This is a genomic window from Prauserella endophytica (assembly GCF_005146945.1).
GTDB classification, from domain to species: Bacteria; Actinomycetota; Actinomycetes; order Mycobacteriales; family Pseudonocardiaceae; genus Prauserella_A; species Prauserella_A endophytica.
This window is the reverse complement of record NZ_SWMS01000001.1, coordinates 690,568-705,841: the sequence shown is the minus strand read 5'-3', so window position 1 is coordinate 705,841 and position 15,274 is coordinate 690,568. Positions and strand designations below refer to the sequence as shown.

General features: G+C 71.5%; 16 protein-coding genes. 3 read left to right on the top strand and 13 right to left on the bottom strand.

The genetic code is table 11. The annotated features are described in order from the left end of the window. Positions 1–90: 90 nt before the first annotated feature. Genes FCN18_RS03570 through FCN18_RS03560 form a run of 3 tightly spaced genes read right to left on the bottom strand, consistent with a single transcriptional unit; the run spans position 91 to position 3,472 of the window. Positions 91–1,641 (bottom strand): molybdopterin-dependent oxidoreductase, encoded by a 1,551-nt coding sequence (locus FCN18_RS03570; protein ID WP_137093214.1) that lies wholly within the window; start codon positions 1,639–1,641, stop codon positions 91–93. A gap of 57 nt (positions 1,642–1,698) precedes the next feature. Next, the gene (locus tag FCN18_RS03565; RefSeq protein ID WP_137093212.1) at positions 1,699–1,944 is read right to left on the bottom strand and encodes a glutaredoxin family protein; all 246 of its coding nucleotides are present in this window, start codon (positions 1,942–1,944) and stop codon (positions 1,699–1,701) included. 7 nt (positions 1,945–1,951) lie between these two features. Beyond that, on the bottom strand, positions 1,952–3,472 hold the full coding sequence (locus FCN18_RS03560) for an AMP-binding protein (RefSeq protein ID WP_137093210.1): 1,521 nt from the start codon (positions 3,470–3,472) through the stop codon (positions 1,952–1,954). Between the two features lie 192 nt (positions 3,473–3,664). Here FCN18_RS03560 and FCN18_RS03555 point away from each other — a divergent pair, with 192 nt between their 5' ends. The 3 genes from FCN18_RS03555 (at position 3,665) to FCN18_RS03545 (ending at position 6,484) form a co-directional block, all read left to right on the top strand. Further along, positions 3,665–4,318, top strand: a complete 654-nt coding sequence (locus FCN18_RS03555; RefSeq protein ID WP_112266449.1) for a sigma-70 family RNA polymerase sigma factor — start codon at positions 3,665–3,667, stop codon at positions 4,316–4,318. Between the two features lie 75 nt (positions 4,319–4,393). Further along, the gene (locus tag FCN18_RS38975) at positions 4,394–5,470 is read left to right on the top strand and encodes a DUF5667 domain-containing protein (RefSeq protein ID WP_158303027.1); all 1,077 of its coding nucleotides are present in this window, start codon (positions 4,394–4,396) and stop codon (positions 5,468–5,470) included. A 60-nt stretch (positions 5,471–5,530) separates the two neighbouring features. Continuing rightward, complete coding sequence (locus FCN18_RS03545; protein WP_137093208.1) at positions 5,531–6,484, top strand: HAD family hydrolase; 954 nt, start codon at positions 5,531–5,533, stop codon at positions 6,482–6,484. Positions 6,485–6,569: 85 nt separating this feature from the next. Here FCN18_RS03545 and FCN18_RS03540 read toward each other — a convergent pair whose 3' ends face one another. From FCN18_RS03540 to FCN18_RS03495, 10 genes are all read right to left on the bottom strand, one after another. Next, positions 6,570–7,538 (bottom strand): lysophospholipid acyltransferase family protein, encoded by a 969-nt coding sequence (locus FCN18_RS03540; RefSeq protein WP_137093206.1) that lies wholly within the window; start codon positions 7,536–7,538, stop codon positions 6,570–6,572. Continuing rightward, positions 7,535–8,569, bottom strand: coding sequence for an NAD-dependent epimerase/dehydratase family protein (locus FCN18_RS03535; protein ID WP_113641986.1), 1,035 nt, complete (start codon positions 8,567–8,569; stop codon positions 7,535–7,537). The genes FCN18_RS03540 and FCN18_RS03535 overlap by 4 nt, the downstream gene beginning before the upstream one ends. A 167-nt stretch (positions 8,570–8,736) precedes the next feature. Next, positions 8,737–8,838, bottom strand: coding sequence for a 30S ribosomal protein bS22 (locus tag FCN18_RS03530; protein ID WP_005453035.1), 102 nt, complete (start codon positions 8,836–8,838; stop codon positions 8,737–8,739). Between the two features lie 229 nt (positions 8,839–9,067). Then, on the bottom strand, positions 9,068–9,283 hold the full coding sequence (locus tag FCN18_RS03525) for a helix-turn-helix domain-containing protein (RefSeq protein ID WP_110334643.1): 216 nt from the start codon (positions 9,281–9,283) through the stop codon (positions 9,068–9,070). Positions 9,284–9,463: 180 nt separating this feature from the next. Next, the gene (gene proC, locus FCN18_RS03520; RefSeq protein WP_112266442.1) at positions 9,464–10,276 is read right to left on the bottom strand and encodes a pyrroline-5-carboxylate reductase; all 813 of its coding nucleotides are present in this window, start codon (positions 10,274–10,276) and stop codon (positions 9,464–9,466) included. Between the two features lie 10 nt (positions 10,277–10,286). Beyond that, entirely contained in the window at positions 10,287–11,111 is an 825-nt protein-coding gene (locus FCN18_RS03515) for a thioesterase family protein (RefSeq protein WP_112266441.1), read from the bottom strand. Next, entirely contained in the window at positions 11,108–12,034 is a 927-nt protein-coding gene (locus FCN18_RS03510; protein WP_112266816.1) for a proline dehydrogenase family protein, read from the bottom strand. The genes FCN18_RS03515 and FCN18_RS03510 overlap by 4 nt, the downstream gene beginning before the upstream one ends. A 66-nt stretch (positions 12,035–12,100) precedes the next feature. After that, positions 12,101–12,895 (bottom strand): sugar phosphate isomerase/epimerase family protein, encoded by a 795-nt coding sequence (locus FCN18_RS03505; protein ID WP_112266439.1) that lies wholly within the window; start codon positions 12,893–12,895, stop codon positions 12,101–12,103. 3 nt (positions 12,896–12,898) lie between these two features. Beyond that, the gene (locus FCN18_RS03500) at positions 12,899–14,206 is read right to left on the bottom strand and encodes a hypothetical protein (RefSeq protein WP_137093204.1); all 1,308 of its coding nucleotides are present in this window, start codon (positions 14,204–14,206) and stop codon (positions 12,899–12,901) included. Between the two features lie 52 nt (positions 14,207–14,258). Next, on the bottom strand, positions 14,259–15,230 hold the full coding sequence (locus FCN18_RS03495) for a Ppx/GppA phosphatase family protein (protein WP_112266435.1): 972 nt from the start codon (positions 15,228–15,230) through the stop codon (positions 14,259–14,261). Between the last annotated feature and the right edge of the window lie 44 nt (positions 15,231–15,274).

The following is a 15,274-nucleotide window of genomic DNA, read 5'->3' as shown; positions in this document are numbered from 1 at the left end:
CCACCCTCACTGCGTTCAACGCAGTGAGGGTGGCCTTCACTGCGGGTGGGGCAGGTCACATCCCGGAGCCGCCCAGCGGAGGGTTTGGTGCTAACGCGTGGTGAAGGTGACCGTGTGCCAACCGGTCGCGCCGTCGGGCAGCACGGGAGCGCGTCGCTCGGTCTGCGTGTACCCGGACTTGTCGGTGGCACGGCAGGCGAGCTGGTGGCTGCCCGGCTCGGTGACGTCGAGCGCGACCTGCCACATCCGCCACGCGTCGTCGGTGACCACTGTGGACAGTTCGGCCTCCCGCCACGGCCCACGGTCCAGCCGCACCTCGACCTTCTCGATGCCCGTGTGCTGTGCCCACGCGATCCCGGCGACCACGACGCGGCCGGGCGGCAACGTCGAGAAGCCCTTGGGCGAGTCGATGCGCGACTGCGTCTTCACGGGAGCCTCCCGGGCCCAGCCGCGCTCCAGCCAGTAGGCCCGCCGCGCCTCCCACGTGGTCACCTCGAGGTCGGTGACCCACTTGGTGCCCGACACGTACCCGTAGAGCCCGGGAACCACCATGCGAGCGGGGAAACCGTGCTCCACCGGCAGCGGTTCGCCGTTCATGCCGATCGCGAGCAACGCGCCCCTTCCTGGTTCGAGGACAACGTCCAGTGGCGTACCGCACGTCCAGCCGTCGGTGCTCGTGGAGTACAGCTGCTGCGCGCCGCGCTGGACACCGGCCTCACGCAACAGCTCCGCGAGGTCGACGCCGATGAAGTTCGCGGTGGAGATCAGCGGCCCACCGACCTCATTGGACACACAACACATCGTGATCGTGCGCTCGACGAGGCGGCGGCCGCGGATGTCGCCGTAGGTGAACGTCAGCTCGCGCTCCACCAGGCCATGGACGCGCAGGCTCCAGTCCTCGGCGCGGACCTGCGGCACGATCAGCGCGGTGTCGATGCGGTAGAAGCTCTCGTTCGGCGTGAGGAACGACGGCGTGCCGAGCTTGGTGAAGTCGGCGTCGGCGGGCACGGGCGGCACGCGCCGAGCCGGTTCGAGCTCGCCGACCGCCGCGCGCGAGCTGTCCGCGCTGCGGCTGGAGCCGAGCAGCTGACCGCCGAGGCCGACCAAACCGGCTCCGGCCGCGACCGCACCGGCGCCGAGCAGGAACCGCCGCCGGTCGGGCGAGCCGATCTCCTCGTCCTCGGCCGCCCGCGCGTGCAGCCAGCGGAACGTCCACAGGCCCGCGAGGAGGCTCGCCGCGGGGGCGGCCAGCGCCAGCTGGCCGAGGTCGGGCCGGGCGAACACCGCGATGCCGCCGAGCACGCCGAACACCCCGATGACCACCGTCCCGGCCAGCGGGCTCCGCCGCGACAGCAGCCCCGCGCCCGCGGCCACCGCCACGAGCACCACGGCCATGCCGCTGAGCAGCACGAGCTTGTCGGCGGTGCCGAAGGTGCGCACCGCCCAGTCCTTCAGCCAGGTGGGCGTGAGGTCGATCGCCGAGTTGCCGACCGCGAGGTACGGCGAGGCGTTGCGGCCGACGAACGCCGCCACGAGATGCCCCGCGGCCAATGCCGCGGCGAGGCCGAGCAGGCCGCAGAGCACGGCGTGCGACGCCCGCAGGCGACCGTCGGTGCGTCCGGAGACGGCGATTTCGCTCATGTCCCCATGTTCGGCGCCGAACGGCTTCCGGACTGCCTTCCGGCGCTTACGAGTGGCTTACGACCCTGGCGAGCGCAGCGCCGCCCGCAACCGGTCCTCCTCGACCTTCCAGTACCCGTGCTCCTCGCCGTCCACGAGGATCACCGGTACGCGGTCGCCGTACTCGGCCCGCCACTCCGGGTCGGTGTCGACGTCGGCCGTGGTCCACTCGACACCGAGCTCGCCGCAGATCCGCGCCACGTCCTCCTCCGCGTGCTCGCACGCGTGGCAGCCGACCCTCGTCATCACGGTCACCCGATGCATGGCTCCATCATCCCCGCAACCGGAACCGGCGCAGCTTGCCGACCGACGAATGAGGCAACGTCTCCGCGAACTCGACCGTGCGCGGCACCTTGTACGCCGCGAGCGTGGCCGTGCACGCGTCCACCACCTGCTGCTCCGACAGCGCCGCACCCGGCTTCGGCACGACCACGGCCTTCACCGCCTCGCCGCTGCGCTCGTCCAGCACCCCGACCACCGCGACCTCGGCGACCTCTGGCAGGGCGCCGATCACGTCCTCCACCTCGTGCGGGAACACGTTGAAGCCGTTGACGATGATCAGGTCGTTGGCGCGGTCGACCAGGTGCAGGTCGCCGTCCACGTCGATGTAGCCGACGTCGCCGGTGCGGAACCAGCCCTCGTCGTCCGGCCCGTGCGCGCCGTCGGGCCAGTACCCGCTGAACAGGTTCCGCCCGCGCACCGCGACCAGTCCGGTGCCGCCGGTGTCGTCGGCGAACGCGTCGGCCGGGTCCTCGGGGTCGAGCGGCACCGGGCCCGGGGTGCCGTCGCTGTCCACGAGCCGCAGCTCGACGCCGGGCAGCGGGCGGCCGACCGATCCCGGTTTGGCGTAGCCGGTGACCAGCGTGGACGTCACCACGGGCGCGGCCTCGGTGAGCCCGTAGCCCTCGAACACGGCCAGCCCCGTCGCGCCCCGGATGGCGGCGAGCACCTTCGGGTGCAGCGGCGCGGCACCCGACACGAGCAGTCGGACGGTCGAGAGCGACTCGCCGACCTCGTCGGCCGGCAGCGCGGCGAGCTCGGTGTACATCGCGGGCACACCGACGATCACGGTCACGCGGTGGGCGGCGCACGCGGCGAGCGCCTTCTGCGCGTCGAACCGCTGCGCGAGCACGGTGGTCGCCCCGGCGGCGACGGCGTTGAGCAGGCCCGGCCCGAGCCCGTAGATGTGGTGCAGCGGGATGGCCACGAACAGGCGGTCGCCATGGTCGGCCAGGGGCGGTTGCAGCCGTCCGAGCTGGGCGACGTTGGCGAGCAGCGCGCGATGCGTCAGCATCACGCCTCGCGGCGGTCCGGTGGTGCCCGAGGTGTAGAACAGCGCGGCGACGTCCTCGCCCGCCCTGGTGGGCGCTACCGGCTCGCCGGCCGAGGGGTCGATCGCCGGTTCCAGCACCCGCACGTCGGCGTGCTCCCCGGGGGCGGCGCCGACGAGCAACCGGGTCCCGCTGTCGGCGAGCACGGGCCGCCACTCGCCCTCCGGCGCCTGCGGCGACAGGGGCACGGCGATGCCGCCTGCCCTGGCCACCGCGAAGAAGGACACCGCGAACTCCGAGGAGGTCGGCAGGCGTAGCGCGACGCGGTCGCCGGGGCTCAGCCCGGCCTCGAGCAGGCGGCGTGCCTGCGTGTCCACGGCGGCGTCGAGTTCCGCCCAGGTCAGTGTGGTCTCGGCCACGGTGTCGACGAGCGCGGTCGCTCCCGGCCGCTCGCGCGAGTTCGCGGCGACGAGGTCCGCGACGTTGGCGACTTCGGCGACACTGCCTGCCCCAGCAGCCACAACCAGCCCCTTTCGATCACCGGCCAGTGTGCCAGCCGAGAGCGACGTCACAAGGTGGTTTTGACCTCGTCTCCTTTTCGCAATGGAGACACCACTACCTACTTCGCGGTAACAACGCGTATGCTCCGTCAGGCGACGTAGTGGCGATGATCACGCGGAGTCCGGGAACGGGCCCGGAGGAGGTGCAACACGATGAGCATGCCGATCGCTGTTGCGGCAGGTCCCGGGCCTGCGAGGCTCCGTGCGGTGGAGAGCGCCGCCCCCGTCGACGCGAGCGTCGACGAGAACTGGGACCTGGTGCGCGCGGCGCAGAGCGGCGACACCGCTGCCTTCGGCAAGCTCTACGACCGCTACGTCGACTGGGTGTACCGCTACGTCCTGCTGCGGGTCGGCGACCGTCACCTCGCGGAGGACGTCACCAGCGAGACGTTCCTGCGCGCACTGCGCCGGATCACGTCGATCTCGTACCAGGGCCGAGACGTCGGCGCGTGGTTCACGACGATCGCCCGCAACCTGGTGCTCGACCACGTGAAGTCGAGCCGGTTCCGCCTGGAGATCGTCACCGACGAGGTGACCGAATCCGGCACGCAGCCCTTCGGCTCCTCCGCGCAGCACTCGCCGGGCCCCGAGCAGCAGGTGATCAGCAAGACCACCAACGACGAACTGCTGCGCTGCATCGCCGGACTCGGCGACGACCAGCGGGAATGCATCATCCTGCGGTTCATCCAGGGCTTCTCGGTGTCCGAGACCGCGCAGATCATGCAGCGCAACGAAGGCGCCGTGAAGGCGCTGCAGCACCGCGCCGTCCGCAGGCTCGCGAAACTCCTGCCCACCGGCCTGCGCTGATTCCGCGTAACCCCGCACCCCGCCGATCGTTGCCAGTGCGAAGGATTCGGCGGAGCAGGCCGGGAGGCGCGCGACATGTGGAGGCCTCCGTGGCCGCGCCAGGGGCGCGGGGAACACGAGCGCTTCGCTCGCGCGGTCGAGCACGGGCACGGGCACGAGTTCAGCGACGAGCTGGCCGTGGTGGCGGCCCTGCGCAGACTCGGCGCCGACACCGCACTGGACGACGAGGCCCGCACACGCATCGCGGGCCGGATCGAGGCGTCCGGGCGGCGGCCAAGGCGCCGGCCGCGCACGGTGCCCGTCGTCGCGGCACTGATGGCGCTGCTCTTCGCCGTGTCCGGGCTCGCCCTGCTGCTCTCCGACGACGCCCTGCCCGGCGAGACGCTCTACGACCTCAAGCGCCTGCGCGAGACGGCCGTGCTGGAGCTGACCTTCGACGACGAGGCCAGGGGGCTCAAACATCTCGAGTACGCCGAGCGCCGCATCGACGAGCTGACCGTGCTCGTCGAGCGAGGACGGTTCGACGAACGGGCGTACGCGATCGGCATGGCCGACTTCACCGGTGACACACGGGCCGGGGTCGTCCAGCTCACCGCGCTGGCGACCAGCTCGGACGGACGGCAGCTCGCGCCGCTGGGCGGCTGGGCGGCGCGGCAGTCGAGCAGGCTCGCGGCGCTGCACGCCGTGCTCCCTGCGGATATCACCGATGCCGCCGAACCGGCGGAGCTGCTGACCAGGGTCCGCCAGCGCGTCACAGCACTGAGCGACCGGATGGGCTGCTACGAGATCACCTCGGGCAGCTTCGACGAGCTGGGCGCGCTGCCCGCCACGGGGACGTGTGGCCTGCCGGAGAGTCTGCGCGCCGGGGAGTACCGGCGACCGGGCACCGTCCCCGCGCCCGCCTACGAGCCACCCGAGTCACCCGCGATGCAACCGCTGAGGAGCGCCGGAACCTCCACGACCGAGCCCGTGGTCACGCCGTCCCCGACGCCGCCGCCGACGACGCCCGCGCCCACGCCGAGCGAGACCGCCGTCCCCGCGCCCATCCCCGCGCCGACGGGGCCACGGCTGCCCGACTCGACCGTCCCGCCGGCCCCGGTCGTGTCCATTCCGCCGCTACTGCCGGGACTGCCGGGGGTGAGCATCGGATAGCGCTCCGCCGTCAGTTGTATCCTCGCTACTCTGTGCACAGCACCGGAGTGCAACTCGAACGTGGAGGCGGTGTGCGTGGCACTGTGGCGGGCCCGCGGTAAGGGGCACGAACGCGAGCGGCTCGCCGCACTGGCAGGCGAAGCCTCGGCTGACGCTGCCGTGGCCATGGAAGCCGCGCAGTTGGCGACCCTCGAGGTCCCGGCGCCCGAGGGCGGTGAACTCGCTCCCCCACCGGCTCCGCCCGACCTCACCGCGGCGGCGTTCTTCGACGTCGACAACACGATGATGATGGGCGCGTCGATCTTCCACTTCGCGCGAGGACTCGCCGCGCGCAAGTACTTCACCACCTCCGACCTCGCCGGATTCGCCTGGCAGCAGGTGAAGTTCCGCATCGGAGGGCGCGAGGACAAGCAGGGCATGCAGTCCAGCCGCGAGCAGGCACTGTCCTTTGTGGCGGGACGAACCGTCGACGAGATGGTGGCCGTGGGCGAGGAGATCTACGACGAGCTGATGTCCGACAAGATCTGGTCCGGCACGCGTGCACTCGCCCAGATGCACCTCGACGCGGGCCAGCGCGTGTGGCTCGTGACGGCGACGCCCGTCGAGCTGGCCGCGATCATCGCGCGGCGGCTCGGGCTCACCGGCGCGCTGGGCACCGTCGCGGAGAGCGTCGACGGCGTGTACACCGGGCGGCTCGTGGGGGACCTGCTGCACGGCAGGGCGAAGGCACACGCCGTGCGCGCGCTGGCCGCCCGCGAGGGGTTGAACCTGCGCCGCTGCACGGCGTACTCGGACTCGCAGAACGACGTGCCGATGCTCTCGGTCGTCGGCACCGCCGTGGCGGTCAACCCGGACTCCGGGCTGCGCGAGGTCGCGCGCGGCCGGGGCTGGGAGATCCGCGACTTCCGCACTGGTCGCAAGGCCGCGAAGATCGGAGTGCCGTCGGTGCTCGGAGCCGGCGCGGTCGCCGGAGCCGTCGCCGCGGGAATCGCCTACCGCCGCCGCGTCGCCTGACCGGAGCAGTGCCGACGGCCCCCAAGGCCACCTTTGTTGCGTTGAACGCAGCAAAGGTGGCCTTGGGGGGGCGGTAGAGGAAGGCTCAGTCGCGGAAGATGCCGCGGCGTTGGGAGAGGCGGCGGTACAGCATCTGCTGGATGGCCTCACGGACCTGGTCGTTGAGGTTGAAGATCAGCAGCGGGTCTTCGTCCGCCTCGGCCGCCAAGCCGTCAGTGGCGATCGGCTCGCCGAACTCGATGTGCCACTTCGTCGGCAGCGGGATCGCGCCCAGCGGACCGAGCAGCGGGAAGAACGGCGTCACCGGGAAGTAGGGCAGCCCGAGCAGGCGGGCCAGCGGCTTCAGGTCGGCGAGCTTCGGGTAGATCTCCTCGGCACCCACGATGGACACCGGGATGATCGGCACACCCGTGCGCAGCGCCGCCGACACGAACCCGCCGCGACCGAACCGCTGCAGCTTGTACCGCTCCGAGAACGGCTTGCCGACGCCCTTGAAGCCCTCCGGCCACACGCCGACCAGCTCACCCGCGCGCAGCAGCCGCTCCGCGTCGGGTCCGCACGCGAGCGTCTGCCCGGACCTGCGGGCGAGCGTGCCCAGCAGCGGCGTCTTGAACACCAGGTCGGCGCCCAGCATGCGCAGATGCCGCCCACGCTGCTCGTGCACGGCGAACGCGGTCATCACCGAGTCGATCGGCAGTACGCCGGAGTGGTTGGCCACGAGCAGGGCACCGCCCTCGGCGGGCAGGTTCCGCACGCCATGGGTGCTCACCCGGAACCACTTCTCGTACAGCACGCGCACGGGCGGCAGCACGAGCGTGTCGGTGAGCTCGGGGTCGAAGCCGAATTCGTCGACGGTGTAGTCGCCGGTGAACCGGTGACACAGGAACGTCAGGAAGCGCGTCAGCGGGTCGCCCTGGCCAGGCTGCTCCGGGGCCGCGGTGGCGCCGGGGAAGGCCACCACCGGGGCGTCGTGCTCCCTCGGGGAGGCCGGCCGCGGCTCGTCGTCTCTGGTTCGGTGCAGCGGGATGACCTGCGCCGAAGAGCCGGTTGTCACTGCTTCACCCTCCAACCGTCGACCGTGGTGGCCAGCTCCGCGAGACGGTCACCGTCGATCACCGGCCGCAGTCCGCGGCCGAGGACGTAGTCGTCGTAGGCCTCTCGCGTGCTCCACCGGGGTGTGTACCCGAATTCGTTCTTGAGTCGCGTGTTGTCGACGACCCGGCCGAAGTTGAGCAGCCGCACCTGGTCGGAGGAGAAGTCGACCACGCGGGCGCCCCGCAGCAGCCTGCTGACCGAGGGCATCACCTGACGCGGCATCGGCAGCTCGACCCTCCCGGCCCGGCGGATCGCCTGCGAGAGCGTCAGGACGCCGTCGGCGGCGACGTTGAAGACGCCGGGCTTGTCCTGCAGCGTCGCGCACTCCAGAACGTTCAGCGCGTCGGTGGAGTGCAACAGCTGGAGGCGAGCGTCGTAGCCGAGCACCGTGGGGACCACCGGCAGCGCGAAGTAGCGCGCGAGCACGGTGTCGACCTCCGGCCCGATGATGTTGACGAAGCGGCCCATGGTCACCGTGATGTCGGGGCGGCGGCGCGAGAGACCGCGTACGTAGCCCTCCATCTCGACGGCGTCCTTGGCGTAGCCGTTCGACGAGGCCGGGATGAGCTCGGAGCCCTCGGTGAACACCGCGGGCGAGCGCGAGCTGGCGCCGTACACGGCGGCGGTGGACTTGACGACGAGCTTGCGCACGAGCGGGGAACGCTGACACGCGGCGAGCAGCCGCATCGTGCCGATGACGTTCACTTCCTTGATCGCCATCCGCCTGCCGGGGCCCGCGGGGTGGCACGTCGTCGAGGCGTGCACAACCGTGTCGACCCTCGCGGAGCTGATGATCTTCGCGATGAGCGGGTTTCGGATGTCGGCTCGGACGAACTCCGCGTTGCCGATGCGGCGGAGGATGTCCGGGTGCGGCGCCGACGTGTCGACGCCGATCACCCGTTCCAGCTCCGGGTTGTTGCCCAACCTGGCCAGGAGCCTTCCGCCCAGCTCGCCGGCGACCCCGGTGACGAGGACGACGTTGGACGGCATCAGACCCCCTGGCCGGAAGGCGACGGTTTCTAGAGAGGCGAGGCGATTCCGGATGGTACTCCGTGGCAGGAGCCGCGGAACCGCCTCTTACATGCTGTTAACCGGGGTTACGCCTACCGGCCACCAGGGCTCACCCGAGTGCGTGAAGCAGTTGTTTCCAGGCGCGCTTACTTGCCCTGCTTGCGACGCTGGACCCGCGTGCGGCGAAGCAGCTTGCGGTGCTTCTTCTTGGACATACGCTTGCGGCGCTTCTTGATCACCGAGCCCACAGGTGCTCCTTAACGTTCGGAACGTTCGGTCGTGAAAATCGCGTGGGGCAAGCACACGAACGGCCTATCAGGTTACCTGGGGCTTCTTTCGCGCTCGTCTCCGGCTACCACTAGAGCCTGTTCGGAAGCGGCGGAGCCGCTTGCGTGGGCCGTCATCCGGCTACGCAGCGAGGAGGCGGCTGAGGTTCCGCCACCCGCACCGCCACGCACGGCTCCTGCGAGAAACCCGTCAGCCGACGTCGAAGTAGGCGTTGTCGAGGTAGTCGTGAACGGCCTTCTCGGGCACCCGGAAGGACTTGCCGACGCGTACGGCCGGCAGCTCACCCGAGTGGACGAGACGGTAGACGGTCATCTTGGAGACCCGCATCAGCGTCGCCACCTCGGCGACCGTCAAGAACTGGACCTGCCGGGGGCCCGGCACGTCGTCTTTCCTGTTCGGCGGCATAGGTCATTCACCGTGTCCTTTACACGTGTCGCGCCGCTCGGCTTCCCCACCGAACGGTATCGACACGCACGTGCTACCACCGAGGGTAGCGGGACGCGTGGGACTATTGCGACGGCTGTCGAGGGCAATACGTACCGTGCTCGCGAGCACACATCGTGATGTACGCACGTCGGACGCGGGTCAGTCCTCCTCGTGCGCCTTGCCGAGTTCAACCGAACGGTCGCGGGCGGCCTCGATCGCGGCGAGCAACGCGGCCCGGACGCCGTGCTTCTCCAGCTCCCGGATCGCGTTGATCGTGGTACCGGCCGGCGAGGTGACCGCCTCGCGCAGGATCACCGGATGCTCGGCGCTCTCCGCGAGCATCTTGGCGGCGCCGACCGCCGACTGGACGATGAGCTGCTCGGCGACCGCGCGCGGGAGCCCGAGCAGTATCCCGGCGTCGATCATGGCCTCGACCAGGAAGAAGAAGTACGCCGGACCCGAGCCGGACAGCGCGGTGACGGCGTCCTGCTGCGACTCCGGCACCTCCAGCACCTTGCCGACGCTGGAGAGCAGGTCCTCGACCACGCGGATGTGCTCGGGGGTGGCGTGCCGGCCCGGGGAGACGGCGCTCATCGCCTCGTTGACGAGCATCGGGGTGTTCGGCATGACGCGGACGACCGGCGTGCCCTCGGGGAGCCTGCGCTCGTACAGCGCCGTCGGCAGGCCTGCGCACAGCGAGACCACCAGCGAGCCGGGGCCCACCAGCGGGGCCAGGTCGTCCAGCACGGGCTCGATGTCCTGCGGCTTCACGGCGACGATCAGCACGTCCGCGCGCTTGGCCGCCTCGGACACCTCGACCCCGGCGATGCCGTAGCGCTCGGTCAGCTCGGCGGAGCGTTCCGGATGCCGCTCGGTGAACAGCAGGTCCTCCGGCTTGCGGCCCGCGTGCAGCAAGCCAGAGAGCAGCGCCTCACCGATCTTGCCGGCACCCAGTACAGCGATAGTTGCCATGCGTCTGACTCTAGGGCGATGGTGAAAGGGCGAGTTGCCGTGCCTGGCACACGATGCGGCCCTGCGCGTCGATCACGAGCGCGTCGGAGTCGAACCAGCCCTCCTGCACCGATCTGCTCTCCGCCAGCACCCGCAGCCAGCCTGCCGACGGCCGCGTGCGCACGAACGCCGTGAGCTGCGCGGTCGGCGCCCAGCCGAAGCGCCCGAGGTTGAACACCACGGGCGGGTTGATGTCGCCCGCCAGCAGCGCGAAGTACGGGTCGGGCTCGCCGTCGCGCGGCCGGACCCACAGCCGGATCCTCGGCGGGTCGCCGGTGCGACCGCTGAGATAGCCGGCCGTGGCCGGGTCGACACGCACGTCGCAGCCCTTCGCGAGGTGGAAGACCCCTTCGGAGGTCTCGCCCGACAGCGTGTGCGCACCGGCCGGCGGCTCCGCCGGCAGCGCAGGCACGTCGCTCCACACCGGCCTGCGCACCGGCAGCCTGCCCGCGGTCACGCGGGCCTCGACGCAGCTGCGGCCACGCTGCTCCAGCACGACCGCGACCACGGTGGCGCGGCGGCCGATCTTGCGGATGTCGGCCCGCAGCAGCACCGGGCCGATCGCGGGCGGCCGGAGGAACTCGGCGCTCACCACCATGGGGTCGATCGGCGGCTCTCCCCGCTCGGCGAGCACGGTGACGGCGGCCTTGGCGAGCAGGGCCACGAGGAACCCGCCGTGCGGGTGGCCGCCGATGGACCATTCGTGCCGCAGGTCCGCCGTGAACGTGCCGTCGCCGAGGGACCTGGTCTCGCAGGCGGACCCGAACGACGTCGGGTCGTAGTCGATGGTGCTCACGAACGGCTGGCCAGCGCTCGCAGGAAGAACGCGGTGTTGGCGGGCCGTTCGGCCAGCCTCCGCATCAGGTATCCGTACCACTGCTCGCCGAACGGCACGTACACGCGCACGGTCTCCCCTTCCGCCGCCAGCCTGCGCTGCTCGTCAGGCCGGACCCCGAACAGCAGCTGGTACTCGTAGGTGCCCTCGCGGCACCCGTACCAGCGCACCCGTTCCCCCAGCACCTCGATGAGCCGGGGGTCGTGAGTGGCGAACATCGGATACCCGCCCCCAGCGAGCAGGATGTTCGCGCAGCGAACGTAACTCAGGTCCACTTCGCCCGCCGTCGCGAAGGCCACAGTCGAGGGCGCAGCGTAGGCGCCCTTGCACAACCGCACTCGAGAGCCGTCGACGGCGAGCTCCGCGGCGTCGGCCTCGGTCCGGCGCAGGTACGACTGCAGGACGGCGCCGACAGAGGGCCACGTCCGACGCAGCTCCCGCACCACGCGCAGCGTGGCTTCGACGGTGTCGTGCTCCTCCATGTCGATGGTCACGGTCGTGCCGCCTTCGTGGGCCGCGGCGCAGATGCGCGCGGCGCGGTCGAGGGCTGCGCCCTCGTCGGCACGCAGGCCCAGCGCTGAGAGCTTGACGCTCACCTCGGCGTGGTCGGTCAGTGCCTTGACTCGCAGCGCTTCGAGGAGCCTGAGGTAGGCGGAGACGGCCGACTCCGCCGACGCGGGATCGCCCGCGTTCTCGCCGAGGTGGTCCAGCGTCGCTCGGCGCCCGTCGGCGGCGAGCGCCGTGACGGCGGCCAGGGCGTCGTCGACGGTCTCCCCGGCCACGAACCGCGCGACGACACTCCTGGCGCCGGGTGCGGTGGCCACCAGGCGCCGGATCGTGTCGTTGCCTGCGGCTGCGAGGATCAACGAACGCAACGGCTCCACGGTCAAGACCATACGTGCCGATACGCGGAAACGAGGTCTCGGCAGGGCACGAGTTGATCTTGGGTTTCAGCCGAGGTGGAGCCGGGTGAACAGCAGCGCCTCGCCGAGCATGCGGGCACGCTCGGCCAGGTTGCGCGCACCGCGTGTGTTCACCTCGAGCACGACCTGCCCGTCGAAACCGGTCGCGGCGAGGTGTTCGAGCAGCTCAGCGCATGGTTGGTTGCCCCGGCCCGGCATGAGGTGCTCGTCCTTCGGCACCCCGGTGCCGTCGGCGAGGTGCACATGGGTCAAGCCCTCGCCCATGCGCTCGGCCAGCTCCAGCGCGTCCATGCCCGCGGCGGCGCTGTGGGACAGGTCGAGGGTGTAGTGCGAGTACCCGACGTCGGTCGGGTCGATCGAGGGGCGGAACGCCGACACCCTCGCGTTGCGGCTGCCCCCGGGTGGGCGGACCTTGAACATGTTCTCCACCGCGATGTCGACGCCGCTGCTCTCCTCCAGCTCGGCGACAAGGTCGGCGAAGGCGTCACCGTAGCGGCGCTGCCAGCGAAACGGGGGGTGCACCACGACGGTGCGGGCCTCCAGCTCCATCGCGGCCTCCACCGAGCGGCGAAGGCGCACCACGGGGTCGGGCGACCACACGCGCTGCGTGATCAACAGCGACGGCGAGTGGATCGACAGCACCGGCACGCCGGTCTCGTCGCGGAGTCTGCGCAGCGCGGGCACGCTCTGGCTCTCCGGGTCAGCCCACACCATCACCTCGACGCCGTCGTAGCCGAGTGCGGCGGCCAGCTCGAACCCGGTGCGGGCGCGCAGCGGCCACACCGACGCCGTCGACAGCCCGACGGGAATCGCTGCGGCCACGCGCTACCTGGAGACGAGCAGCAACGCGGCGGGCGACACGGTGACCACGAGCCCGACGAGCAGTGCCAGCACCGTGGTCTGCAGGTCCTCGGCGCGGCGCACCTTGCGCACGATCCACACCAGCCCGACCGTGACCACCAGCGCGGCGATCAGCGCGGCCGCGGGGAGCTGGCCCCACAGCCAGTTGAAGCCGAGCCACACGGCGGCACCGCCCGCGACGCCGAGGGCGAGCTGACCGGCCAGCGCAAGCCACTGCTTGGCGGGCGACGCGGTCTCCTCGTCCTCATCGAGGTCGCTGCCCGCCAGCTCGTCGCGGTCGTCGAGCTCTTCGTCGTAGGCGTAGTCGTCCTCGTAGTCCGCCGCGTACGGGTCGTGCGGGCGCTGCTCGCCCAGCGGGTCGTCCTCGAGGAGTCCGGCGTGGTAGCGGCCGTCCGGGCCGTCGGCCTCGTCGTCGTCATCGAAGTTCGGCGTGTAGAACCCGGTCGGCGGGCCCTCGTCGTCGTCCTCTTCAGGCCCTGCTGGCGCCGGGGGCACCACGGGCATCACGCCGACCTCGGTGTCCTCGTTCTGCGTGTCCTGCCTGCGGCGGCGCCAGCCCGCCAGCCCCGCTGGGGGCTCGTCCGGGTGCGGGACGTCGGTGTCCGGCGCGCCCGCGACGGCGGGGAACTGCTCCGTGCTCGGCTCGGGGGGCGGCGGCGGGGTGCCGCGCGGCGGCCTGCGCCTGCGCGGTGGCAGCGGGAACCTGCCCGTGCCGGGGCGCGACGGGGCGGGTGGTTCCATTCCGCCCTGGTCCGCCGCGGTCCCTTCGAGACCGTCGAGCCGTGCGGAGAGCGTGCCCTCCGAGCCCGGGGGCTCCGGCGAAGGTCCACGCCTGCCGGGCGGCGCCTCGGCGGGGGGAACGGGTATGCCGTTGCGAGTTCCGTTGAGGGGTCGCGGCGGCAGCGGCCTGCCCCCCTCCTCGGGTGCCTGCGGAGGAGGAACCGGATAGCCGCCGGTGCCGCCCTGAGGGGGCGGGGGCACCCTCGGTGGTCTGCCGCCCCGCGCCGGGGGTGCCTCGTCGGTCTGCTCCGCCGGGGGTGGCGGGGCCGGCGCGGCGCCGTTGCGCCTGCCGACACCGGGAGGTGGCGGGCCCTCGGCCCGCACTCGGTCGATGATCGCCTGGGGCGCCGTGTCGCTGATGCTCGGCGCGTCGTCATCGTCGGCAGCGCGACGTCGCCGACGGCGCGGTGCGCCGCCGACCTGTCCGCCATGTTGGGCGAGTAGCTCGGCCACCGTCTTCTGGGGCCGCTCGCCCTCGCTGTCTCGAGTCATCCTTTCCACCGTGCCCGTCGCCTGTTGTCTACGTCCAGTGTGAACCCAGGCGTCATCCGTGCCGACCCTGGCCGGTCATCAATGCAGTCTGGTCCGCGCCGTTCGAGTGGTCCAGCCGTCGCAGAATCACACCCTCACGCAGTGCCCAAGGGCATATTTCCAAAGTTTCCAGTGACAGGGCTCGCATCGTGGCCTGCGCCACGAGAGCCCCCGCCACGAGCTGGTGTGCCCTTCCCGCGCTGACGCCCTCCAGCTCGGCGAGGTCGTCGGAGGACATGCGGGAGATGAACGAGATGAGCTGCCGCAGTGCCGTGTCGGTGAGCACCCGCCGCACGCGGGGGCCCGCCGCGGACGGAGCCGCACCGGCGAGCCGCGCGAGCGAACGGAACGTCTTCGACGTTGCCACCACCCGGTCCGGCTCGCCGAGCTTGGAGATCCTCTTCGCGAGGTCGCCGAGCTGGTCCTCCAGCCAGGCCGATGTCGCGACCAGCTCCGAGCGCGTCGGCGGGTCCTTGCTGAACCGGGTCCGCGTGAGCCTGCCCGCCCCGAGCGGCAGCGACTCGGCCAGCTCCGGCTCCTCGTCGATGCCCATCGCGACCTCGAGCGAGCCGCCACCGATGTCGAGCACCAGCAGCTGTCCCGCCGACCAGCCGTACCAGCGGCGCACGGCGAGGAACGTCAGCCGGGCCTCCTGCTCGCCGGTGAGAACCCGCAGCTCGACGCCGGTCTCATCGGCCACCTTCCGCAGGACCTTGCCCGCGTTGCTCGCCTCACGCACCGCCGAGGTCGCGAAGGCCATGACCTCCTCGCACCCCAGCCGCTTCGCCGCCTCCTTCGCGGACTCGACAGCCTCGACCAGGTCGTCGATGCCCTTCTTGCTCAGCTCACCGTTCTTGTTGATCTGCTCCGCGAGCCGCAGCACGGTCTTCTCGGAATGCATCGGCGTGGGGTGGGCACCCCGATGGGCGTCCACCACCAGCAGGTGGACGGTGTTCGACCCGACGTCGAGTACCCCTAGGCGCACGAGGTTCTACGGTACCCGGCCTCGGGACCGTGCGGCGCCTCGCT

Excerpts from the sequence above, each read along its gene's own strand:
- proC (WP_112266442.1), bottom strand. The coding sequence starts at position 10,276 with ATGGCAACTATCGCTGTACTGGGTGCCGGCAAGATCGGTGAGGCGCTG.
- FCN18_RS38975 (WP_158303027.1), top strand. The coding sequence starts at position 4,394 with ATGTGGAGGCCTCCGTGGCCGCGCCAGGGGCGCGGGGAACACGAGCGC.
- FCN18_RS03500 (WP_137093204.1), bottom strand. The coding sequence starts at position 14,206 with ATGACTCGAGACAGCGAGGGCGAGCGGCCCCAGAAGACGGTGGCCGAG.
- FCN18_RS03525 (WP_110334643.1), bottom strand. The coding sequence starts at position 9,283 with ATGCCGCCGAACAGGAAAGACGACGTGCCGGGCCCCCGGCAGGTCCAG.
- FCN18_RS03535 (WP_113641986.1), bottom strand. The coding sequence starts at position 8,569 with ATGCCGTCCAACGTCGTCCTCGTCACCGGGGTCGCCGGCGAGCTGGGC.
- FCN18_RS03565 (WP_137093212.1), bottom strand. The coding sequence starts at position 1,944 with ATGCATCGGGTGACCGTGATGACGAGGGTCGGCTGCCACGCGTGCGAG.
- FCN18_RS03555 (WP_112266449.1), top strand. The coding sequence starts at position 3,665 with ATGAGCATGCCGATCGCTGTTGCGGCAGGTCCCGGGCCTGCGAGGCTC.
- FCN18_RS03570 (WP_137093214.1), bottom strand. The coding sequence starts at position 1,641 with ATGAGCGAAATCGCCGTCTCCGGACGCACCGACGGTCGCCTGCGGGCG.